Source organism: Metabacillus fastidiosus NBRC 101226, assembly GCF_001591625.1.
Lineage (GTDB): Bacteria > Bacillota > Bacilli > Bacillales > Bacillaceae > Metabacillus > Metabacillus fastidiosus.
Map to the genome: position 1 here is coordinate 1 of NZ_BCVG01000025.1, position 22,365 is coordinate 22,365.

The window sequence follows — 22,365 nt, forward strand, 5'->3', positions numbered from 1 at the left end:
AAGATGTCCCAAAAGGGTTGATTTTTACCCTTTTGGGACATCCTCTTCTTTTATTTATTAATAATTTAATGCTTCTTCACGAATAAGATCTGCTTTATCAGTTTTTTCCCATGGTAAGTTTAAATTCACTCGACCGAAATGACCATAGGCTGCTGTCTGTTTGTAAATTGGACGGCGAAGATCAAGCATTTTTATAATTCCTGCCGGTCTTAAGTCGAAATTTTTACGAACAATATCTACAAGTACTTCTTCAGATACTTTTCCCGTTCCGAAAGTATCAATTGAAATGGAAACAGGCTGAGCAACACCGATTGCGTATGCTAATTGAACCTCACATTTATCCGCTAATTCTGAAGCAACAATATTTTTTGCAACATAGCGTGCCGCATATGCTGCAGAGCGGTCCACTTTAGTTGCATCTTTTCCAGAAAATGCTCCACCGCCGTGACGAGCATAACCGCCATAAGTATCAACGATAATTTTACGCCCTGTTAATCCTGCATCACCTTGCGGGCCGCCGATAACAAATCTTCCAGTTGGATTAATAAAATATTTCGTTTTATTATCAATTAATTCTTTAGGAACAACTGGATTAATAACATAATTTTTTATATCACGTTGAATTTGTTCAAGTGAAATTTCTGGATGATGCTGAGTTGAAATAACAATCGTATCAATGCGAACTGGCTGATCATTCTCATCATATTCCACCGTTACTTGTGTTTTTCCATCTGGACGCAAGTAAGGGATTGTCTCATTTTTGCGCACTTCTGTTAGACGGTATGATAATTTATGTGCTAATGAAATCGGAAGAGGCATTAATTCCTCTGTTTCATTACAAGCGAATCCGAACATTAAACCTTGGTCACCGGCACCGATTGCTTCAATTTCCTCATCAGACATTTGTCCCTCACGAGCTTCCAATGCCTGGTCAACACCTAAAGCAATATCGGCTGATTGCTCATCAATAGAAGTTAAAACAGCACAAGTTTCTGCATCAAAGCCATATTTAGCACGTGTATAACCAATATCTTTTATCGTTTCTCGAACGATTTTTGGAATATCAACATACGTGCTAGTCGTAATTTCTCCAGCTACAAGTACTAAACCAGTAGTAACAGATGTTTCACAAGCAACACGTGCGTTTGCATCTTCTGTTAAAATTGAATCTAAAATTGCGTCTGAAATTTGATCGCAAATTTTATCTGGATGTCCTTCTGTAACAGATTCAGAAGTAAAAAGGCGTCTTTTAGTCATCAAGAGCTTCCTCCTCAATATTTCTCATATTTTTGGTGATCAGTTTCTTATTCATCTTAAATTGATCCGGAACTCATTCCCTTAAATAGATTGACTTCGATGTTTGTAAAAAGGGACAAAACTCTTTAAAAAGGAAAAGTCTTGTTCCTTCATACTTGGGCAGGTAACGTTTGAACGCCTGATAAGTTTTATAAACAAAAGGTTTTATGTATTTCTTAACATCTGCTATTGTCCATAAATTATGAAGGTATTTTCTTTATAAAAAAAACCTTCCCCTCTTGTTGAGGAAAGGTTTTGGTTGTTAAATATCCATATCCTTTCACTCTTATCGATCAAGGGCGCTTTGCCTTGCTCAGATTAGCACCTTTGCCAGAAAAATGTCGTTAATTTTATGCATAAAACTGCATTATTACTAACGTCGTTTTCTTTTTAGCAGGTTGCTGGGCTTCATAGGGTCTGTCCCTCCGCCGTCTCAGGATAAGAGAATCCGTTCAAGGACTTATGATAGCGCAGTAATACGTTACTGTCAACAGGAACGATATTACTTGAGCATTTTTATTTTAATTTATCAAGTTCCATTTAATACAAAATCTCGTCTTGTAAGCAATTATACGCTTGTTTTATAAATGTGTATTCTGCCCCGTGATAAACTTATATGTTATAACTGTCTGCTCATTTTCAAGCTCTATTTTTATTACAAGTGCCTGTCCAATTGTCTCACTTTCAATTATTTTACGAACTTCAATCGGAATATTCATTGGATAAATTCTTAAGCCGTCTTTTTTCAGCTGAAAAACATCCTCTTGAATCTGTTTCTCATTTCCTTTTGTTACAATCATCGTATTAAATTCCATTGGCATTCCCATTTATAATCATTCCTTTTACTGTTTTTTCATCCATTCACAAAGCCTTGCTAATGTTTCTCGATTATCCTTTGGCGGGAAATAGTGTGTAAATTGCTCAAAATACCAGCTTTCCACATGCTTATCTAAATCATTTAATCTCTTTTCAAGTCTATAAGCGTGCTCGATAGAAACATTATTATCTTTCACACCATGAATAATAAGAACTGGTGCAGAGATCTGTTCAAGCTGAAATAACGGTGTACGCCATTTATATCTCGCAGGATATTTCGTGGGGGTGCCGCCAATAACCCGCTTCATCATTCTTCTTAAATCCTCTCGTTCCACATATGTTAAAAACATATCTGTTACACCGCCCCAAGTCGTAATTGAACGGACTTTCTTGTCAATAATTCCAGCTAATAAAGCCATGACCCCGCCTCTTGAAAAACCGAATAGATGAATGCGTTCATGATCAACTTTATGATGATTTCTTAATATATTAATTGCCGCAACAGCATCATACCTGTCATCACCAGCAAAATCTTCATTTCCTTCTCCGCCTTGATTCCCTCGGTAAAAAGGAGCAATAACAACAAATCCTTGGGAAGCAAACTGAATGATTCTTCCGATTCTTACCATACCAACGCTCTTAATTCCGCCTCTTAAATAAACGAAACCATCGTATTTTCCTTCTTTCACTGGTTCAGCTAAGAAGCCTTTTACTTTTAAACCATTTGATAAATATGTAATAAGCGACAGCATAATATTCGGATTAGGTGATGGATACTTTATTTTCTCGATTATTTTTTCATTCATTATATCCTCTCTCCTTCCCATTTCCCCTACTATACCAAGCATTTTTATTATTTCAAAACAATTAGGCATTCACACATTTTTATTATTTTCATAATGTATAAAGTGAATCTTCAATCAGTAAGGGTTTTCTCATCCTCACTGATTGTTAGCTGAACTTATCGGATCTTTACGGGCAGTTTGATCTCTCACTTATAGACTTTACTTTTCATCTCCTTGAAATGAGAGTCTTACTGCCCGTTAAGAGTGGGATAAAAGAAATTACATGGCTTTGAGGAGGGTTAATTTGTGAAAAAATGGCTTGTTTTCCTAAGTATTGTACTTATTATTTCAATTCCGCTATCAGCTTGTAATAATACATCTGAAAAAGTTCGTGTCGCTGAAGTAACTCATTCTATCTTTTATGCTCCGTTATATGTAGCATTGGCTGAAGGCTTTTTTGAAGAAGAAGGAATTGAAGTGGATTTACAAACGACATGGGGCGGGGATAAGACGATGACTACGCTTTTATCAGGTGGAGCAGATATAGCTCTAGTCGGCTCTGAAACATCGATTTATGTTTATTCCCAAGGCTCTAATGATCCAGCAGTGAACTTTGCACAACTCACACAGACAGATGGCACCTTTCTCGTCAGTCGTGAGAAGATAGACAATTTTGAATGGTCACAACTAAAAGGAAGTACATTTCTCGGCCAGCGAAAGGGCGGTATGCCGCAAATGGTCGGTGAGTTTGTTTTAAAGAAACATGAGATCGATCCGAAAAATGATTTAAAACTTATTCAAAATGTTGACTTTGCAAACATAGGAAGCGCCTTTGCTTCTGGTACCGGTGACTATGTTCAATTATTTGAACCGCAAGCAAGTATTTTTGAAAAAGAAGGAAGAGGCCATATTGTTGCATCTTTCGGCACCGAGTCTGGAAAGGTTCCCTATACAACATTCATGAGTAAAGAAAGCTATATTAATAAAAATGAAGAAACAATAAAAAAATTTACAGCAGCCATTTATAAAGCACAGCAATGGGTGGAAGAAAATGATTCAGCAACAATTGCAAAATCCATCGCTCCACAATTTGAAGATACTGAATTGGATGTTATTGAAATGGTAGTTGAACGCTATAAACAGCAAGATTCCTTTGCTGCTGACCCGATTTTAGATGAAGAAGAATGGGAGAACCTGCAAACAATTATGAAAGAAGCTGGCGAACTTCCTAAACATGTTGATTATGAAACACTTGTAAATACGAAACATGCTAAAGAGGTTATAAAGAAATAACTCTTCAAGAATAGAGCTTTCTTAAAATATAAATATCAAATAAAAGACAGCTCTATTACTATTTAACGTTAGGATGATGAATATGTCTTTCTTAACAGTACATGATGTACATCATATTTATGTTACGAAAGATTCCGCAATGAAAGCTTTAGAAGAGATTAATTTATCTGTAGAAGAAGGAGAATTCATTTCCTTTTTAGGACCTAGCGGCTGCGGGAAAACAACATTGCTTTCCATTATCGCTGCATTAATTAGACCAACGAAAGGAAAAGTAACAATTGCGGGAAAATTGGTAACTGAAACAAATTCGGATACTGGTTATATGCTTCAACAAGATTATTTATTCCCTTGGAAGACGATCGAAGAAAATATTACAATCGGATTAAAGATTATCGGGAATTTAACAAAAGAAAATCGCCAGCACTGTCTTGAGCTTTTAAAGGAAATTGGTCTGGAAAATGTTAAAAAACAATATCCACATCAACTTTCAGGCGGGATGCGGCAGCGTGCTGCTTTAGTTCGTACACTTGCAACAAATCCAAAAATATTATTATTAGATGAACCATTTTCCGCTCTTGATTTCCAGACAAAATTAAAGCTGGAGGATTTAGTATTTCAAATATTAAAGGAATATAAAAAAACAGCATTGCTCGTCACACATGATATCGGTGAAGCTATTGCAATGAGCGATAGAATTTTTATTTTATCTTCAAATCCGGGCAAAATTGAGAAAATATATGATATACCGGATGAACTAAAAGAACTTCTTCCATTTCATGCAAGACAGCACCCTCAATACTCCGAACTATTCCAGCTATTATGGAAGGAGTTGGATCAGCTTGAGAGAAAATCAAAAGTCAATTGACCTTCTCCATCAAAATTATTTAAAAGAGTTGAAAAAAGAAAAGAAATGGATCCGTTTTTACCAAGCTCTCATCTTTCTCATCTTTTTCTCTGCATGGGAAATAGCCGGTAAAAATGAATGGATTGATCCACTCATTTTTAGCTATCCATCTAAAGTATGGAATTTATTTATCATAAAACTAAATGACGGCTCCCTTCTTACTCATCTAAGTGTCACTCTTTTTGAAACAGTTCTCGGATTTATTTTAGGTACATTACTTGGGGCTGTTTTAGCAGCTATTTTATGGTGGTCACCAAAATTATCAAAAGTTGTGGACCCTTATCTAGTCGTCTTAAATGCTATGCCAAAAGTTGCTTTAGGGCCTATTCTTATCGTTGCTTTAGGTCCGGGACTTGTTTCTATTATTACAATGGGTGCAATTATTTCCGTTATCATTACAACAATCGTCGTCTATACATCATTTAAAGAAGTGGACCCAAACTATATAAAAGTTCTGCAAACATTCGGAGCATCAAAATCACAAATATTTAAAGAAGCTTTATTACCATCTTCGTTCCCAACAATTATTTCGACATTAAAAGTAAATGTTGGACTGTCATGGGTCGGTGTAATCGTTGGTGAATTTCTTGTATCAAAAGAAGGGTTAGGCTATATGATTATATATGGATTCCAAGTATTTAACTTTACTTTAGTACTCTTAAGCCTGCTCCTTATTGCCTTCTTCGCAACAATTATGTATCAAGGTGTTGAACTGCTCGAGAAAAAGCTTATTAAAAATGAAAAACAGTAAATGAAACTTCTATCCGTGAGAGAATTCTTTTCATCCCTCGCTAATAGTTAGTTGAGGCAGTTAAACTCCACCTATCTTCTTTGTTTTTATCAGAATTCTAAGAAAGAAGACTTACTGCCCTTTAAGTATGGGAAAGCGAAAAGACCTCTTCAAACAGAAAGTTAGAGAGGTCTTCCTTTTTTACAATAAGGACTTAATTTTTTGCAAACTTTTTATTAATACATCATCTTTCATAATAAAACTAAACTTCTTATCACGCTTCACATCCATTGGTATATCAGCTAATAATACAGGACCATTCGTTTCAAGATAATCGTCCTGAACAACTAATTCTTTCACCTTTGCAAAATAAATATTTTTTATGATCGTCTTTTCTTTTCCTAACACACGATATTGACCAATATATGTAATTTCTTCAATGTTTCCCCCTGTTTCTTCTTTCACTTCTCTAATCGCAGCTTCTTCCGCACTTTCTCCATCCTCTACTTTTCCGCCTGGGAATTCAAAGCCGCGATCAGAATGGTTTGTTAAAAGCCATTTATTCTCATACTGACAAATAACCCATACATGTTTTGCCTTCTCTGCAAATGGATACTTCTTAAAAGATAAATGTACTTCATTATGATAATAATCTTTAAACTGATACATAATTTTCCCCTCAATTTTCAAATAACAATATTTAAAATTTTATCATAATGGAAGAATAGTTTTAATAGAAAAACATTTTGAGAGGGATCTGTTATTCATTTTTTACTTTCTCATTCTGAAATCTGATCTACAATCCCTTGTGAGCGGATATGATTTTTCGCATCTTCATCACCGAGTCTGTAAATCATTTCAAATATCTTCTTATTTGTATCATCGACTGCATTATTCGGATTATCATGATGATACTCTAAAAATGGCACATGTGCCCGCCAAAAGCTTTCCCAGTCTGCCGAAGACACTTGTTCAAAATATTCACGAAGTTGAATAATTTCGAGATCGGTTGCTTCAATCTTATAATCCCATGGTGAAGCAGTGCTTAGCTGCGATATTTCACCATTTGCTACGCTGACGTAGTATGTCTTCTTATTTTCCTCCATTTGATCAGGCCCTTTCTCTTCCTAATAAAATTATTTACCTAAAAATGACTTTAACATCCAGTTATGCTTTTCTAGACTTTGATGAATCGCAAGCAGCATATCACCTGTAGTCTCATCCCCTACTTCACCAGCTAATTCCATTCCACTTTTTAATTCTTCCGCTAATTTTGAAAAGTCATTATAAATACTTTGAACCATTTGTTCGGCTGACTCGTTTCCTTCTGCTTCTTCTATTGATGATGCTTCTAGACAAGCTTTCATTGTCGCTACAGGCTCACCTTCTAAAGCAAGTAACCGCTCCGCCAGTTCGTCGATATGAACTGCTGCCTCTGTATATAGTTCTTCGAATTTAGCATGGAGTGTAAAGAAGTTGCTTCCTTTTACAAACCAATGATAATTATGTAATTTCACATATAGAACAGTCCAATTTGCAATTTGCTTATTTACAACATTCACTAAATTTTTTGACATTTTTCTTCCTCCTTTGCGATCTTATTAACCCTTTCCCTATCTTCCCTCATTTAAAACTAATTCATTCATGGTAAGATATAGATAAGAGGAGGTAACATATAATGACAACTGTTTTTATTATCTCTATTATCATTGTCCTCGTTGTTTTAGTTTTAAGTGTGCTGACGACTTCTAAAGCATACCAATTCAAACATACTATTGACTCTATCGATGAGTCACAACATAAAGAACATGACAATAGAAAAAAAAGAGAGGATGTATAAGAAGGGTAAAAAACGGCCCTTTTTACACATCCTCCTGAAAGACCCCTCTATGAGAATCAAATAAAATCAAGGGATTTCGCGACGGGTCCTTTCAGTTTTTACTATCTATTAGGAACTTATCGGACATTTTCTTATTTATTAATAATTTTCATATACATACGGAGCTTGTGGCTGATCAATCTTTTTGATTTTCTGAATCAATAAATAAGGAATAGTATAGCCTTCATATTCAGTTGTAGCTAACTTTCCGCTAACCCTTACCCATTCATCGTTTTTATACTGTGTTGCATCGTGCACTGCCGCAAGTGTTCCATATACAGAAGCATCAGCCACACAGCAGGAAAGTCCGAATCGTGCAATAACAAATTCGTTTTCGTTAAAATTTTCCTCACGATAAACAAAACCAATTAATTCTATTTCTTTATTAATAAATTTTTTTGGATATTCATCAATAATATTTGTCATTGCAATATACTGGTCATCTTCAAATAAAATTTTATTCATACCAAGCATTTCTTTTTCCAGTCTTTCGTAGAAGCCATCTGGAGGAGGTTTTATTTCGAAGCCTTCAGGGTGCTCAAGCGGGATATCAGGACTGGAACTTGGAAACTCTTCTACATTTTCCTGTTCCGTCTGTCTCCCAGCCTCATTTGTTGATTGCAGCGTAGTCTTAAATCCTCTTTTTGCTGCAAGTTCGCTATCAAGAACAATATTTGGGAATACGAATCCTGTTATAATTGGGAAAATAAAGAGCAAATAAATTAAAACAGACTGAACTGGTGAATTGCTTTCCTCATGATCAGCACCGCAATTACAGTAAAGATCCTCCTCATTTTTAGAACTGCTTCTGAAAATTTGAATGATGCCAAGCAGGAAAAATGTACAAACAGCAAAATAAACGAACGGAAGCATTTTCGGCGCAATAAAGTTTATTATATTTCCGGTAATAATAAGCTTAAACATGAGCATCGTAAAACCAATTAAAATGATTCCACGTATGTAAATATGGAACCTGTATTTTTCCATTTACTTACTCATCTCCTCTATATAAAAAACTGACCGTAAAGAAGAACCGAAATATAAACTATAATCGTAACAACAGCAATAAAAACAAGAACAAATCTTACTTTAAAAAATGCAAGCAGCATAAATGTATTTTTCAAATCAATCATCGGTCCATAAACAAGAAAAGCAATTAAAGAGACATTGGAGAAAGTATTTCCAAAAGAAGCTGCTACAAATGCATCTGCTTCTGAACATAAAGATAAAATAAAACCGAAAGCCATCATAATTGCTGGGGAAACAAGTTCATTCGTTCCCAGTTCGACTAAAACGGAACGATTAAGAAATGTTTGAAACAAGCTGGCGATAAAAGCTCCGAAAAGCAGGTACTTTCCCATTTCAAAAAATTCATCACTTGCATGAAAAAATGTATCCTTCCATTTACTTCTTCCAGCTATTTCACTCGTTTGTAACTTACCAATTAATTCATCTCTCGACCATTTCAACTGCTCACTATTTTTAAATATGAGATACATAATAGAACCAATGACAATCGATAAAATGAAGGCAAGTCCCATTCTCGCATAGACGATTTCCTGTGAAGATTGAAAAGCATAATAGGTGGAAGCATAAACAATCGGATTAAGAATTGGAGCCCCAATAAGGAAAACAACTCCAACATGCAAAGGCATTCCTTTTTTTATTAATCTTCTTACGATGAGAACGATCGCACACTCACAAATGGGGAAAATAGCGCCTAATAATGCAGCAGGTAAAAGAGCAATGATCGGATTTTTCGGCAGAAGACGTTTAATCGTATGTTCAGAAAGGAATGTTTGAATAATGGATGATACGAATACACCGAGTAAAATAAATGGTATGGCCTCTAACACAATACTTAAGAAAATTGTATTAACATTTAAGAAATTTTTCGGCATCTCAAATGGAAGCTCATGGAAATCAACAAATAGAAACAAATAGAAAAACAGAGCGATTAAAGCAAGAGCACTAAGTTCCTTTAATAAAGCAACTGGCTTTTCCATCTATTAAACTCATTCCTTTAAAGTAGAATTAATAGTATAGTATACGAGCTCTTCCTGCTTATTATGCTAGATTTAATAGTATAGTATACGAGCTCTTCCTGCTTATTATGCTAGATTTAATAGTTGGAAAGTATAATCATTGAAGTTACCTAGCAATTTACAGTATACTCTGATTATCGGATTGTCGAGAGAGGAGAATTACAATAGTCATGGAGAGAAAATTAAATATGCCTTCTAAAGAAGAACGGCATAAATTATTTGGTTCTGTTGAGCCAGGATTAAAGGTAAAACCTACTGAAAAAGAACAAATGCCAGATTTACAAAATTCAAAAAAAGATTTTTTATTTTCAATAAATGCGGTTGGCATCAGCAATGTCAAACACCCTATTATCGTTCCATCTGAATCAAACCCTAAAGAACAGACAACAATTGCAACATTCAAAATGACGAGCACGATTGATTATGATGCAAAAGGAACAAACATGAGCCGTTTTACCGAACAACTGGAAGCATACCGTCAAGCAGGAGGATTTGTTCTTACCCTTTCCAATTTATATGATTTCACGAAAGAACTTGCAACACGTTTAAAACAAAAAGATGCGAGTATCGAAGTAAGCTTCCCATGGTTTTACGAACGTAAGGGCCCTAGTTCCCAATTAATCGGTCTTAATCATGCTGAAGCTGTATTAGCAGTTACTTATAAAGAAGGAAAAGGATTTACAAGCTCTGCAAAGCTAGTATGTGCTGTCACAACGCTTTGTCCATGTTCTAAAGAGATTAGTGAATACAGCGCCCACAATCAGCGCGGCTATGTATCAATGGAAGTTACATTCACGGACAGCTACAAAGAAGAAACAGACTGGAAAGCGACTTTATTAGAAGCAGCTGAATCAAACGCAAGCGCAATGATTCATCCTGTACTAAAACGTCCAGATGAAAAAATGGTAACTGAAACAGCTTATGAGAATCCCCGCTTCGTTGAAGATATGGTAAGACTTGTTGCAGCTGATTTATATGAGCTTAACTTTGTTCAAGCTTTCAAAGTAGAATGCCGAAACGAAGAGTCAATCCATTTACATGATGCGATCGCGTCTTTAAGCTATGAGAAATAAAAAAAGAGCTGCCGACTTTATCGGCAGCTCTTTTTATCTTCTATTCTATTATCTCTTTATCCAAATACTTTCGCTAACTCTTCTTTATCCTGCTCAAGCCAGAAGCTCATTAAACGCTTTGCGCCTTCTAAATCATGAAGTTTCGCTTGGCCGCATTGTTTTTCATTTGCAGCAGGAATTTCTGTAATTTCTACCGCTTCTTTTAACGTATCCTCTAATAGATCGATAATTTCTGTTACTTCAGGCTTACCGCTCACAACTAAATAATAGCCAGTTTGGCAGCCCATCGGTGAAATATCAATAATATCAAAATGATCATATTTCTCTACGTGCTTGCGGATATTAAATGCTAATAAATGCTCTAATGTATGAATAACATCAGGCTTCATTGCCTGCTTGTTCGGCTGGCAAAAACGAATATCAAATTTATTTACTTCCCCGTCACTGCCGACTTTATGAACACCGCAATGTCTTACATACGGTGCTTTTACCGCATCATGGTCTAATTCAAAACTTTCTACAGAAGGCATAAAACCACTCCTTAATTTAATAAATACTTCTTTCATGATACAATTAATTGCGAAAAATATCATTAATTACGGTCTTTTTTTCATTTCCAATTTACTTTAACTATAAATAAAAAGGTGGTCATCTGCTTTGAAGCATTTATTTATCGTCTTTTTCCGTTTCTATCAAAAATTTATTTCACCTTTAAAACCGCCTACATGCCGCTTTTATCCAACCTGTTCCCACTACGGTATTGAAGCATTTCGCAGATTCGGTGTCATAAAAGGTTTTTGGCTGACAGCCATTCGTATTTTAAAATGTCATCCTTTACACCCAGGAGGAATTGACCCCGTTCCTGAAAAAAAGAATATTAACGATCATACCCATTAATAACAATATCAAGTTTACCTGTAGCAGGATCAATAACAAGTCCATGAACAGGTACAGCATTCGGGAGAAGTGGATGATTTACAATGGCATTTACGCTATGACGCACACTATCCTCCACTTTCTCAAATCCTTGCAGCCATTGTTTTAAATCAATTCCAGAGTAACTTAGCATATCTATTCTTTCTGCTGGAACACCTCTATCAACTGCTTTTGCTAAAAAATTATCCGCGTTCAAATTACTCATTCCGCAATCGTGATGACCGACTACACAAATTTCATCTGCATTGAGCTCATAAACAGCCACTAAAATACTTCTCATAATACTTCCAAATGGGTGGGCAACAATCGCTCCCGCACTTTTTACAATTTTAACATCCCCATTTTTTACATTCATCGCTTGTGGAAGAAGCTCAACTAATCTCGTATCCATACAAGATAAAATAACAAGTTTTTTATTCGGAAATTTTGTCGTCTGGAATTTTTCATATTCCTTTTTTGCTACGAAATTCTCATTATGTGAAAGAATTCTATCTAACGCTCTCATTATTTATCACCTCAATAAATTTTTCGTTTCAACAAAAATATAACATAACTCTTGCCAGTTACATATTTTTTCGTTATGATATATCAATAAATCGTAATGGTTACTATTTAAAGAGAAGGAGTAATATAATGAACAAAAAAATACCTGTAACTGTCTTAAGCGGCTATTTAGGCTCTGGAAAAACAACATTATTAAATCATATTTTAGCAAACCGTGAAGGGAAAAAAATTGCGGTTATTGTAAATGATATGAGCGAGGTGAATATTGACGCTAATTTAATTAAACAAGGTGGTTTTACAAGAACAGATGAGAAGCTCGTTGAAATGCAAAATGGCTGTATATGCTGTACATTACGTGAAGATTTAATGATTGAAGTTGAAAGATTAGTAAATGAGGGAAATATTGACTACATTCTAATCGAATCATCTGGGATAAGTGAACCGATACCGGTGGCACAAACATTTACATACATAGATGAGGAACTCGGCATTGATCTCACAAAAATTTGTCAGCTTGATACAATGGTTACTGTTGTTGATGGAAACAGATTTTGGGAAGATTTTGCATCAGGTGAGAGTCTTCTTGATCGTAAACAAGGAACAGATGAAAGTGATGTAAGAGAAGTTGTTGATTTGCTTTTTGATCAAATTGAATTTGCAAATGTCATTTTATTAAATAAAATTGACTTATTATCAAAAGAAGATGCCAATGAGCTTGAGGCTGTTCTGCAAAAATTAAATCCTGAGGCTAAAATTATTCAAACTACATTTGGGAAAATTGGACTTGATCATATATTGAATACACATCTATTTAATTTTGAAACTGCAAGCCAAGGTGCTGGATGGATAAAAGAATTAAATGAGGAGCATATTCCTGAAACAGAAGAATACGGTATCTCTTCCTTCGTTTACCGCAGCAGAAAACCATTCCATCCGGAACGCTTTAAAAACTGGCTTGAGAATTGGCCCGTTGAAGTAGTACGTGCAAAAGGTTTTTTTTGGCTGGCATCACGAAATAATATTGCCGGGCTTTTATCACAAGCTGGTACATCAATTATGCTGCAAGGTGCCGGTGAATGGATTGCTGCTTATCCAGAGCAGGAAAAACAGGAAATTTTAAAAGAAGAACCTGAACTTTTAGAAAAATGGGATGAAAACTTTGGAGACCGACAAAATGAATTAGTTTTCATCGGTATAGAAATGGATGAACAAGAAATCATAAAATCATTAGATAATTGCTTATTAACCGATATAGAAATGAAGGAACAATGGAATCAATTTACTGACACACTTCCTCCATTCACAGTTGCAAGTTAAATTTTTTTCAAAAAACGGTTTTCAAAACGGAACAATTTCGATATAATTGCAAAGTGCTATTTTATAATTCGTAATCATATTGATTTAATAAATATAAAAATATGTACTTAGCAATCATTTTAAGTACGAGAGGAGAAAACATTGAAAAAATCAGCATTATTTCTAACACTTATCCTGCTCTTGGCGACTGCTTTATTCGGATGTGGAAATAACGAAAAAACAAATAAGAGTGACGCAAAAGAAGGAAGTAAAAAGCAATTAACAGTTTATACGACTATCTTCCCACTTGAGGATTTCACAAAAAAAATCGGTGGAGATCTTGTTAATGTAAAGAGCATCTATCCTCCTGGAGCTGATGCCCATACGTTTGAACCGACATCAAAAACAATGGTAGAAATTGCAGATGGAGATGCATTTATTTATACTGGTGTCGGAATTGAAGGATTCGCTGAAAAAGCAGAAGAATCGTTAAAAAATGAAGATGTAAAATTTGTTAAAGCTGGTGAAGGTGTAGAATTACTTAGCAATGAACATGAAGAACACGCTCATGAAGAAGAAGGACACGAACACGAGGAACATGCCCATGAAGAAGATGAGCACGAACATGATCATGGTGACACAGACCCTCATGTATGGTTAGACCCTGTTTTATCAATTAAATTAGCTGAGAATATCAAAAATGCTTTAGCAGAGCTTGATCCTAATAATAAAGAACAATTTGAGGAAAATTATGAGGCATTAAAAGCAGATTTAGAAAATCTCGATAAACAATTTACAGCAATTATTGAAAAAGCACCGAAAAAAGAAATTTTAGTTTCACATGCTGCATATGGATACTGGCAGAAGAGATACGGTATCGAGCAGATAAGTGTCTTAGGTCTTTCACCTACACAAGAGCCTTCACAGAAACAGCTGCAAAACATTATTGAAACAGCAAAGAAACATAATATTAAATATGTTCTTTTTGAAAGCAATGTCAGCAGTAAAATTTCCGACATTGTTAAAAATGAACTTCATGCCGAAGCTTTGACATTGCATAATCTTGAATCTATTTCAGAAAAAGATGTAAAAAATAATGAAGATTACTTTAGCATGATGGAAAAAAATATTAAAACAATTGAGAAAGCATTATTGCATTAATAAAAAAGGTATGTACCGAATTTGGTACATACCTTTTTTATTGCTAACTTCTTCCTCTCACATCATTTATTAATTTTATATTTTGTTCTTCTTCGTGCAGCTAATACGTATAAATATTTTGTCATAGAGATGAAATATTTTTTTACTGAATATAGGGGAATATAAAAAGTAAAATCATTAATATTAAAGGAGATATGCTATGGATGTAACGATATTGCTCGAGTATCTTTGGGTTTTATTAGTCCTCATTGGTCTGGAAGGCATTTTAGCTGCTGATAATGCTTTAGTTATGGCAATTATGGTCAAACATTTACCGGACGATAAGAGAAAGAAGGCACTTTTCTACGGTTTAGGCGGGGCCTTCATTTTCAGATTCGGTTCCCTTTTTATTATTTCCTTCCTTGTAGATGTTTGGCAGGTTCAGGCAATCGGTTCTATCTATTTACTCTTTATCTCCATTAATCATCTTGTCAAAAAATTCATTCTTAAAAAAGATAAAGATAAAAAAACGAAGCCTAAACAAAAAGAATCAAGTTTTTGGACTACAGTATTAAAGGTTGAATTAGCAGATTTAGCTTTTGCTGTTGATGCTATATTAGCGGCAGTTGCCTTCGCTGTAGCATTGCCTGAAACCACTTTACCGCGAATCGGCGGCTTAGACGGCGGACAATTTTTAGTTATATTGGCAGGAGGTATTATAGGGTTAATTATTATGCGTTTTGCAGCAAATTTCTTCGTTCGTATTTTACACAAAAAACCCGGACTTGAGACTGCTGCCTTTCTCATTGTCGGCTGGGTAGGTGTGAAATTAGCAGTTTATACACTTGCACATCCAGATTTAGCCTATTTGTCAAAAGAATTTCCTAAAACTTTAGGATGGAAATTAACTTTCTGGATTGTTTTATTACTTATTGGTATATGCGGATGGTTTCTCTCTAAAGAGAAAAATGAAAGCAAAATTTAAAGTTTTCCAAAAATAAAAATAGACGAAGCTTTTTTGCTTCGTCTAGTATTTTATTACTTTAATTTTGCTATCTCATTTAAATGACGATTCTCAATCTTCTTATCAACCTTTTCTAAAAAAGCCCGGTCCTTTTCAAGTTCCTGCTTATTTGCATCAATGAGCTGACGAAGGGAAGTTCGGGATGTACGTCTCATACATAATCACCTTTTTCTCCACTTAATAATTTAAGTATACAGTAAAAAATACAATTCTTTATATTAATACACTTTAATTAACAAAATGTTCATAATTTTTAGACTCTAATTTATTACTTTAGGCGAGAAGACTCCCACTTCAATTATGTGCAGGGTGTAGCCCAAAAATAAGTGGGAAATGAATCACTTTTTTTATATAAGAACACATGTTTGTATGGTATGCTGTTCTTGTACAAGTTCTTTGAAAACTGAAGATATAAGGTTGTGACAGGAAAAACGTTTGTCACGTAAAATCTTCAACGTTCCATCGTCCCGCACGTATCGAAGCAGCGAAAACCAAGCAGAGTAGAACGTGCGGTAAGAGTACAACGTACAAGGGTAGCATCACCGCAGGAGGTTAACAGCCATTTGTACTGCCGAACCGTAGGAATTGCGGAGGTAGCCTGCTAAATAACTTTCGGATACGAAGGTGTTCGCAGGAATCTCCCACTTCTAAACGAAGTGAAAGTGGGAGTAGTTCAAAATTAGCTAATAAATCTGTTTTCAAACGATTTTTGTATTTCAGCCTTGTTAAGTTTGTATCCGATCAGAATGATAACTGATTTATTGTAATCTGTATTTAAACCTTCCTTTACTTTAAGTTGATTTGCCGCAAATTGAATTTCCGTATAAGAGGAATTCTCAATATCAAAAACAATTCCCTTCGCACGGATCAAGTTTGTTATTCCATTTAGCCATTTCTCTAAATCAATTTTTTGTATATTTGGTATATTTTCAATTTTTAATGTTGATATATGATGATGTTTTTTATAAGAGTTTTCAGAAGGAAATTTAGCAGCAAGGTCCCTTTTTTCAACTAATGTATCAAACTTTATATTTCCATAGGAAGCAAATGTAATAATCGCTTTGGAATCTGCTATTTTCTTTAATTTCACATGAATTTTTTCCTTTTCTTTTTCTGTAATCAGGTCCGTTTTATTTAAAATAATATAATCCGCACTAATAATTTGATCTCTTAATAAATCCCGGATTTCTTTCGTACTTGAAAAGATACTTTGATATTCAAAATAATGGCTTGCATCAACTAAGCTGATTATCGATTTTAATTGAAATTTATCTATATAAAAAGGATGTAAAAGTGTATCCGCTATTTCAACCGGATCGGCAACGCCTGTCCCTTCAATTAATAAGACATCAACAGTATTATTCTGAGTCATAAATATATCTAAAGTTTTTCTTAAATCTTCTTGAATCGAACAGCAGATACATCCATTTAATAATTCATATATTTTTTCACCTCTGAACAGGTGGCTTTCCACACACTCATCACCGAGTTCATTTAAAATAATCCCCAGTTTTCTTCCCTGCTCTTTAAACTTTTGAATCATTTTAACGAGAACAGTTGTTTTTCCACTTCCTAAAAATCCACTTATAACGTAAACAGAAGTTCTTTCCATTATTCTTCCTCTCCTAACAATCTATTAAACGTAACGATTATGTTTTATTCACTATATAATATGCTTGTCTTTCTCATTTATTAATATAAAGTTCTACACATTCAATTACTTGGAAGTATAACTTCTGCTTATCGGTGCAAAAATAAAGAAGTAATAACTACCTATTTTAAAGGAGGAAATAATAATGCCAGACGTTAAAGTATTGTGTGAAGTAAATAATTGCACATATTGGGGAAACGGAAATAAGTGTACTGCTGATGCAATTTATGTTGTAAGCCACACTGGAGAGAAGGCTGAAAACAGCCAAGAAACAGATTGTAAAACATTCAAGCCTTCTGATCTATAATTTAGTTAACAGCAGAAAATTTTTATTTATCATGTGAACGGATACCCTCATATCCGTTCCTTTTTATTATTGATAATGAGTCTCATTTTTATTCAAAAACATTCATAACTTTCTTCTTTTTTCACATACTACAGTTGATCATCTATAAAGGGGGAAAAAATGTGAAAAACAGTTTACTTCATTCTTTTCGTCAAGATGTAAAAGATTGCTGTGAAAATAAATTTCCACTATATGTAGATTCTTTCACAAATTTATGGGAATATGAATTCGGATCTCTTGATGATGTTCCAAATGATGTAAATGATCTTATTGCGAATCGCGCAATTGAATACGGATTGATGGAGTAGCTGTAAATGAATAATGGCCTGAATCTCCTATGAAATTGTACATAAAAGATCAGGCCATTATTTCTAATATGATGTTTCCTTTGCACGTAATGTTTGTGCAGAAATACGTTTTCTCATTCTCTTCTTCGCTATAATGCCATGTTTCGGTGATAATAAGAATGTGAAAACGAAGAATATTCCTGTCATCGTTGCCATTGAACCAGCGATTGAAACGTTGAACAATGTTGCGAAATAATAACCGCTCACTGCACTTAAAACACCGATTCCCGCACTAATCAAAATCATATGAAGGAGTTTATCGGTTAATAAATAAGCTGTGGAAGCAGGAACAATTAGCATTGCAACGACTAAGATCGCACCGACACTATCAAATGAAGCAACTGTAGAAATCGAAAGCATCCCCATTTGCAAATAGTGAAAAAACAATACTGGTATACCGATTGCCGCTGCCATTTCTGGATCAAAGGAAGTAATTTTAAATTCTTTATAACAAATAATTATAATGGTCAAATTAACAATTAATACAAATCCTAATAACCAGACGGCTTTCGGACCTAAATCGATACCATTGAATACAAATGTATCCCATGGAATAAATGTAATTTCCCCCATCAATGCATGATCAACATCCAAGTGAATATTTCCTCCATACACAGAAAGCAAAATAACACCTAGTGCAAACAAAGAAGTAAACACGACACCAATTGCTGCATCAGACTGAACTCCTTTTGCACTTAAAACTTGAACGAGAAAAGCCGTTAATAATCCAACTATTACAGCTCCAATCAGGAGAGATGGTCCCTCTAAGCTTCTACTTACAAAATATCCGCCTACAATTCCTAATAGCACTGTATGACTGATCGCGTCAGCAAGCATTGCCATTTTTCTAAGAATTAGGAAACTGCCGATCATTGCACATACAATTCCTACTAAAGAAGCAGTTATAATAATCCAAGCATCATAACCCATTTGCAATACCTCTTTCATCCACCCTTGCTGATTTTGGTAAAAGTCGCGGTGTCCGCTGGTGAGTATTTAATAATTTAAATAAATACTCCTTTATCTCAGCTGGGAGCTTCTTCAAATCAATATCGTCCCTGCTCTTTAATTGCAATTGAGCAAGTTCCATTTCATGCATTAAATACATTTCGAATAATCGCTCATTTAATACTATTTCATATGCCTTTTCAAGTCCGGCATCAGTTAATTTCCATTTCTCATCTGAAGTTTTATAAACCCATGCTTTTTTCTCAAATTGCTGCAGCATGCTTAATGACATAGAATATGATAATTTCCTCTTACTCATTAATTGTTCTGCTGTAAAGCCGGCATTATCACCCAGCTCAGATAATTCGTAGAAATTTAATAACAATTGATTCCTTGCTGTTCTCTTCCTGACTGACAGCTGTTTGAACAATTTAGCAAGCAGTCCCCTATTCGGAGCAAAGACAAGTGAGATTAAAAACATACTTGTGGCAGCAACGATAATAAGCGGACCAGTTGCCATTCCTTTTGCTGTCGTACTTAATAATGTTCCTAATACACCTGAAATTCCGCCGATTACACCTGAAATAATAATCATGGCACTTAATTTCTCTGTCCAGTATCTTGCACTAATTGCAGGAGTTATTAGCATGGCAGCCATTAATACAACACCGACTGTCTGCAAACCGATTACAACCGCGCTAACGACCAAAACCATTAATAATCCATTAAAGAAAGTTGTCTGCAGTCCGATACCTTTAGCAAATTGTGGATCGAATGTAATTAACTTAAATTCTTTAAAAAAGATAAAAGTGATTAATAACAGGACAACGGCTATCGTAATAATTACTTGTACGTCAGCACCGACCATCGATGCCGCCTGCCCAAAAATAAAGTCACTTAAACCGCTTTGGTTTCCTCCATAGCTGTGCTGAATAAATGTAAGCAGAACGATCCCAAAACCGAAAAAGACAGATAATACTAATCCTAATGCAGAATCTTCTTTCACTTTAGAGTGATTAATCGTTATTTGTATAAACCACGCTGCAATTAAACCTGTTATTGCAGCTCCTAATAGCAGCCATATAATCGATTTTGATCCAGAAAGCATGAAACCAAAACATACTCCGGGAAGAGCAGCATGGGCCATTGCATCACCAATCAAACTTTGTTTTCTTAACAAAGTAAAACTCCCCAATACTCCACTTGCAATCCCTAAAAGCAAAGTACCAATTAAAACCCATTGAGTATTCGGATTTAATAGTTGTTCCACTACAGATTGTATCATTACAGTTCACTCCTACTTTGAATCCTCAACTACAAGAGCCTGATCTTGTAAAAAAGTTAATTTTCCGCCATACGCTTTTTGCAGATTTTCAATTGTGAATGTTTCTTTTGTCGGACCGAATGCAATTTTCCTCAAATTCAATAGAAGCACCCAGTCAAAATATTCATCAACTGTCTGTAAATCATGATGGACGACCAGCACTGTCTTTCCACGTGCTTTCAACTCATTTAATAATGCAATAATTGCCTTTTCTGTTGCCGCATCCACACCGACGAAAGGTTCATCCATAAAATAAATTTCAGCATCCTGTGCAAGTGCTCTTGCTAAAAAAACACGCTGCTGCTGACCGCCTGAAAGCTGGCTGATTTGCCTGTCAGCAAAATCAAGCATTCCCACTTTATTTAAACATTCCCTAGCGATCTCATAATCTTTTTTACGCGGACGCTTGAGCATACCAACATGCCCATAACGCCCCATTAAAACAACATCTAATGCATTTGTAGGAAAATCCCAATCAACAGATCCTCTTTGCGGAACGTAACCGATCTTTTTTCTCTGCTTTTTATAGCTCTCCCCCAAAATTTCAACATTACCGCCAGCTGTCGGTATAAGCCCGAGTATCCCTTTTATTAATGTTGATTTTCCGGCGCCATTTGGCCCAATGATACCAATTAACTTTCCCTCAGGTACTTTAAAGCTAACCTCCTGAAGAACGGGCTTTTGATTATAAGCAATAGTCAAGTTTTCCACTTCAACTGGAATCATAATAAACACCTGCCTTATTTCAATGATGAAACAATTGTATCTACGTTATGCTTGAACATACCTGCATATGTTCCTTCTTCCGTACCTTCTTCCCCCATCGCATCAGAGAATAGTTCTCCTCCGATTTTCACTTCATGACCCTTTTTCTTCGCTCCTTCTACAACAGCATTAATTGATTTCTCAGAAATGCTGCTCTCGATAAATACTGCTTTTATATTACGCTCCGCTAATACTTTTACTAAATTTTGTACATCATTTAAACCATATTCCGAATCAGTACTTAATCCTTGCAAGCCCATTACTTCCAGTCCGTAAGCATGACCGAAATATCCAAATGCGTCATGGGCTGTCACTAACACTCTGCTTTCTTCCGGAATTGATTGAATTTGTTCTTTTGCATACTCATCGAGCTTTTGTAATTCATCTTTATATTTTTTTGCATTTTCTTCAAAAAGCTCTTTATTTTCTGGTGAAAATTTTATAAGCTCTTTTTCCACTTCAGTAACAGCTTCTGTCCACAATTCAATATCAAACCAAACATGCGGATCATGTGCATTTGGATTATTTTTATCACTTAATAATTTATCTTTTGAAATAGCTTCTGCAATAGGAACTGTTGGTTTATCCTTTGATATTTTCCCTAAAACATCCCCTAATTTACCTTCTAAAAGCAAGCCGCTGTAAAAAATAATATCAGCATTATTAAACTTTTGAATATCTCCTTGTGATGCTTTATATAAATGAGGGTCAATACCAGGTCCCATTAACGAGGTGACCTCAACTTTATCACCGCCGATATTTTTCACAGCATCTGCTATTTGACCCGTTGTTGTTGTAACTTTTATTTTCCCCTCACTATTCCCGCTGCTTTTTTCAGTTCCGCATGCCGCCAGTAAACTAATTGTTAAACATGTAATAATTAATAAGAACCATTTTTTCATTTCGATTCCTCTCTTTCCCTCATCAATTATAGTTTCCCAGGCGCAACTTTTATCCCAAAAAAATTTTTATGTATTTTACCTTATTAACAGAAGAAGATAGTTGTGCATGTTTTTTTAGCTATACACATAATTTGTCCCTTAAGCTAAATAAGTTGCCCTAGTACAAAAATAAAACAAAAATCATAAACTGTCAATCATTCTTTTCAAATAAATATATTCATATTTTAACTTTATCTATAAATCTAACCTTCCTTAGTTTCATCTATGGCAAAATTAAAATTAATGCACTTGTGTTTAATTTTCTAAAGAAACCTCTTTATAAAATGAAATAAATTTAGGCCCATCCATTTATCGGATGAGC

The 22,365-nt window shown here is 34.9% G+C and carries 27 protein-coding genes and 1 riboswitch; of the genes, 11 read left to right on the forward strand and 16 right to left on the reverse strand.

Annotated features, from left to right (window positions below; translation table 11 throughout):
- Window positions 1-57: 57 nt before the first annotated feature.
- The 3 genes from metK to BFA01S_RS08680 all read right to left on the reverse strand — a co-directional run bounded on the left by metK (window position 58) and on the right by BFA01S_RS08680 (window position 2,918).
- A complete protein-coding gene (gene metK / locus BFA01S_RS08670; RefSeq protein WP_066228512.1) occupies window positions 58-1,260 on the reverse strand; it encodes a methionine adenosyltransferase in 1,203 nt (400 codons plus the stop codon).
- A 319-nt stretch (window positions 1,261-1,579) separates the two neighbouring features.
- A riboswitch (SAM riboswitch) is annotated at window positions 1,580-1,741 on the reverse strand.
- 136 nt (window positions 1,742-1,877) lie between these two features.
- On the reverse strand, window positions 1,878-2,123 hold the full coding sequence (locus BFA01S_RS08675) for a DUF2584 family protein (protein ID WP_066228515.1): 246 nt from the start codon (window positions 2,121-2,123) through the stop codon (window positions 1,878-1,880).
- A 15-nt stretch (window positions 2,124-2,138) separates the two neighbouring features.
- Window positions 2,139-2,918, reverse strand: coding sequence for an alpha/beta hydrolase family protein (locus BFA01S_RS08680; RefSeq protein WP_066228521.1), 780 nt, complete (start codon window positions 2,916-2,918; stop codon window positions 2,139-2,141).
- 285 nt (window positions 2,919-3,203) lie between these two features.
- Here BFA01S_RS08680 and BFA01S_RS08685 point away from each other — a divergent pair, with 285 nt between their 5' ends.
- From BFA01S_RS08685 to BFA01S_RS08695, 3 genes are all read left to right on the forward strand, one after another.
- Window positions 3,204-4,190, forward strand: a complete 987-nt coding sequence (locus tag BFA01S_RS08685; protein WP_066228524.1) for an ABC transporter substrate-binding protein — start codon at window positions 3,204-3,206, stop codon at window positions 4,188-4,190.
- 82 nt (window positions 4,191-4,272) lie between these two features.
- Window positions 4,273-5,055 carry an ABC transporter ATP-binding protein gene (locus BFA01S_RS08690; RefSeq protein ID WP_066228527.1) on the forward strand — a complete coding sequence of 261 codons (783 nt, stop codon included), beginning with the start codon at window positions 4,273-4,275 and terminating at the stop codon, window positions 5,053-5,055.
- Window positions 5,030-5,845 carry an ABC transporter permease gene (locus BFA01S_RS08695; RefSeq protein WP_066228529.1) on the forward strand — a complete coding sequence of 272 codons (816 nt, stop codon included), beginning with the start codon at window positions 5,030-5,032 and terminating at the stop codon, window positions 5,843-5,845. Before BFA01S_RS08690 ends, BFA01S_RS08695 begins: the two co-directional genes overlap by 26 nt.
- A gap of 180 nt (window positions 5,846-6,025) precedes the next feature.
- Here the strand turns inward: BFA01S_RS08695 and ytkD are convergent, their stop codons facing one another.
- The 3 genes from ytkD to BFA01S_RS08710 all read right to left on the reverse strand — a co-directional run bounded on the left by ytkD (window position 6,026) and on the right by BFA01S_RS08710 (window position 7,401).
- Window positions 6,026-6,493, reverse strand: coding sequence for an RNA deprotection pyrophosphohydrolase (gene ytkD / locus BFA01S_RS08700; protein ID WP_066228532.1), 468 nt, complete (start codon window positions 6,491-6,493; stop codon window positions 6,026-6,028).
- Between the two features lie 110 nt (window positions 6,494-6,603).
- Window positions 6,604-6,930 (reverse strand): hydrolase, encoded by a 327-nt coding sequence (locus BFA01S_RS08705; protein WP_066228534.1) that lies wholly within the window; start codon window positions 6,928-6,930, stop codon window positions 6,604-6,606.
- A gap of 30 nt (window positions 6,931-6,960) precedes the next feature.
- Window positions 6,961-7,401, reverse strand: coding sequence for a Dps family protein (locus tag BFA01S_RS08710; protein ID WP_066228536.1), 441 nt, complete (start codon window positions 7,399-7,401; stop codon window positions 6,961-6,963).
- A gap of 101 nt (window positions 7,402-7,502) precedes the next feature.
- On the opposite strand from BFA01S_RS08710, the gene ytzI reads away from it, so the two are divergent.
- A complete protein-coding gene (gene ytzI / locus BFA01S_RS21840; RefSeq protein ID WP_082799914.1) occupies window positions 7,503-7,664 on the forward strand; it encodes a YtzI protein in 162 nt (53 codons plus the stop codon).
- A 138-nt stretch (window positions 7,665-7,802) separates the two neighbouring features.
- Here ytzI and BFA01S_RS08715 read toward each other — a convergent pair whose 3' ends face one another.
- Together BFA01S_RS08715 and BFA01S_RS08720 are read right to left on the reverse strand one after the other, a co-directional pair.
- Window positions 7,803-8,690, reverse strand: a complete 888-nt coding sequence (locus BFA01S_RS08715; protein ID WP_066228540.1) for a TIGR03943 family putative permease subunit — start codon at window positions 8,688-8,690, stop codon at window positions 7,803-7,805.
- Between the two features lie 17 nt (window positions 8,691-8,707).
- Window positions 8,708-9,709, reverse strand: a complete 1,002-nt coding sequence (locus tag BFA01S_RS08720; protein ID WP_066228546.1) for a permease — start codon at window positions 9,707-9,709, stop codon at window positions 8,708-8,710.
- Between the two features lie 209 nt (window positions 9,710-9,918).
- On the opposite strand from BFA01S_RS08720, the gene folE2 reads away from it, so the two are divergent.
- Window positions 9,919-10,821, forward strand: a complete 903-nt coding sequence (folE2, locus tag BFA01S_RS08725) for a GTP cyclohydrolase FolE2 (protein ID WP_066228548.1) — start codon at window positions 9,919-9,921, stop codon at window positions 10,819-10,821.
- 56 nt (window positions 10,822-10,877) lie between these two features.
- On the opposite strand, the gene BFA01S_RS08730 is transcribed toward folE2, so the two are convergent.
- Window positions 10,878-11,351 carry an S-ribosylhomocysteine lyase gene (locus BFA01S_RS08730; protein WP_066228551.1) on the reverse strand — a complete coding sequence of 158 codons (474 nt, stop codon included), beginning with the start codon at window positions 11,349-11,351 and terminating at the stop codon, window positions 10,878-10,880.
- A 127-nt stretch (window positions 11,352-11,478) separates the two neighbouring features.
- On the opposite strand from BFA01S_RS08730, the gene yidD reads away from it, so the two are divergent.
- Window positions 11,479-11,718 carry a membrane protein insertion efficiency factor YidD gene (gene yidD, locus BFA01S_RS08735; RefSeq protein ID WP_066228554.1) on the forward strand — a complete coding sequence of 80 codons (240 nt, stop codon included), beginning with the start codon at window positions 11,479-11,481 and terminating at the stop codon, window positions 11,716-11,718.
- Here yidD and BFA01S_RS08740 read toward each other — a convergent pair.
- Entirely contained in the window at window positions 11,699-12,262 is a 564-nt protein-coding gene (locus BFA01S_RS08740) for a beta-class carbonic anhydrase (protein ID WP_066228556.1), read from the reverse strand. The two genes, yidD and BFA01S_RS08740, sit on opposite strands and share 20 nt — an antisense overlap.
- A 128-nt stretch (window positions 12,263-12,390) precedes the next feature.
- On the opposite strand from BFA01S_RS08740, the gene BFA01S_RS08745 reads away from it, so the two are divergent.
- The 3 genes from BFA01S_RS08745 (at window position 12,391) to BFA01S_RS08755 (ending at window position 15,682) form a co-directional block, all read left to right on the forward strand.
- Complete coding sequence (locus BFA01S_RS08745) at window positions 12,391-13,578, forward strand: GTP-binding protein (protein ID WP_066228559.1); 1,188 nt, start codon at window positions 12,391-12,393, stop codon at window positions 13,576-13,578.
- Window positions 13,579-13,719: 141 nt separating this feature from the next.
- On the forward strand, window positions 13,720-14,718 hold the full coding sequence (locus tag BFA01S_RS08750) for a metal ABC transporter solute-binding protein, Zn/Mn family (RefSeq protein WP_066228563.1): 999 nt from the start codon (window positions 13,720-13,722) through the stop codon (window positions 14,716-14,718).
- A gap of 199 nt (window positions 14,719-14,917) precedes the next feature.
- Entirely contained in the window at window positions 14,918-15,682 is a 765-nt protein-coding gene (locus tag BFA01S_RS08755; protein WP_066228567.1) for a TerC family protein, read from the forward strand.
- 53 nt (window positions 15,683-15,735) lie between these two features.
- Here the strand turns inward: BFA01S_RS08755 and BFA01S_RS22370 are convergent, their stop codons facing one another.
- Together BFA01S_RS22370 and BFA01S_RS08760 are read right to left on the reverse strand one after the other, a co-directional pair.
- Complete coding sequence (locus BFA01S_RS22370; protein WP_156483572.1) at window positions 15,736-15,876, reverse strand: FbpB family small basic protein; 141 nt, start codon at window positions 15,874-15,876, stop codon at window positions 15,736-15,738.
- A gap of 524 nt (window positions 15,877-16,400) precedes the next feature.
- Window positions 16,401-17,333 (reverse strand): CobW family GTP-binding protein, encoded by a 933-nt coding sequence (locus BFA01S_RS08760; RefSeq protein ID WP_066228570.1) that lies wholly within the window; start codon window positions 17,331-17,333, stop codon window positions 16,401-16,403.
- 184 nt (window positions 17,334-17,517) lie between these two features.
- Between BFA01S_RS08760 and BFA01S_RS21845 the strand changes: the two genes are divergently transcribed.
- Window positions 17,518-17,679 carry a DUF1540 domain-containing protein gene (locus tag BFA01S_RS21845; protein ID WP_082799915.1) on the forward strand — a complete coding sequence of 54 codons (162 nt, stop codon included), beginning with the start codon at window positions 17,518-17,520 and terminating at the stop codon, window positions 17,677-17,679.
- Window positions 17,680-17,840: 161 nt separating this feature from the next.
- Complete coding sequence (locus tag BFA01S_RS08765) at window positions 17,841-18,026, forward strand: hypothetical protein (protein WP_066228573.1); 186 nt, start codon at window positions 17,841-17,843, stop codon at window positions 18,024-18,026.
- Window positions 18,027-18,089: 63 nt separating this feature from the next.
- Here the strand turns inward: BFA01S_RS08765 and BFA01S_RS08770 are convergent, their stop codons facing one another.
- Genes BFA01S_RS08770 through BFA01S_RS08785 form a run of 4 tightly spaced genes read right to left on the reverse strand, consistent with a single transcriptional unit; the run spans window position 18,090 to window position 22,004 of the window.
- Window positions 18,090-18,995, reverse strand: a complete 906-nt coding sequence (locus BFA01S_RS08770) for a metal ABC transporter permease (protein WP_066228576.1) — start codon at window positions 18,993-18,995, stop codon at window positions 18,090-18,092.
- Window positions 18,985-20,298 carry a metal ABC transporter permease gene (locus tag BFA01S_RS08775; RefSeq protein WP_066228578.1) on the reverse strand — a complete coding sequence of 438 codons (1,314 nt, stop codon included), beginning with the start codon at window positions 20,296-20,298 and terminating at the stop codon, window positions 18,985-18,987. The genes BFA01S_RS08770 and BFA01S_RS08775 overlap by 11 nt, the downstream gene beginning before the upstream one ends.
- Before the next feature lie 12 nt (window positions 20,299-20,310).
- A complete protein-coding gene (locus BFA01S_RS08780) occupies window positions 20,311-21,063 on the reverse strand; it encodes a metal ABC transporter ATP-binding protein (protein WP_066228580.1) in 753 nt (250 codons plus the stop codon).
- 14 nt (window positions 21,064-21,077) lie between these two features.
- On the reverse strand, window positions 21,078-22,004 hold the full coding sequence (locus tag BFA01S_RS08785; protein WP_066228583.1) for a metal ABC transporter solute-binding protein, Zn/Mn family: 927 nt from the start codon (window positions 22,002-22,004) through the stop codon (window positions 21,078-21,080).
- Window positions 22,005-22,365 lie beyond the last annotated feature (361 nt).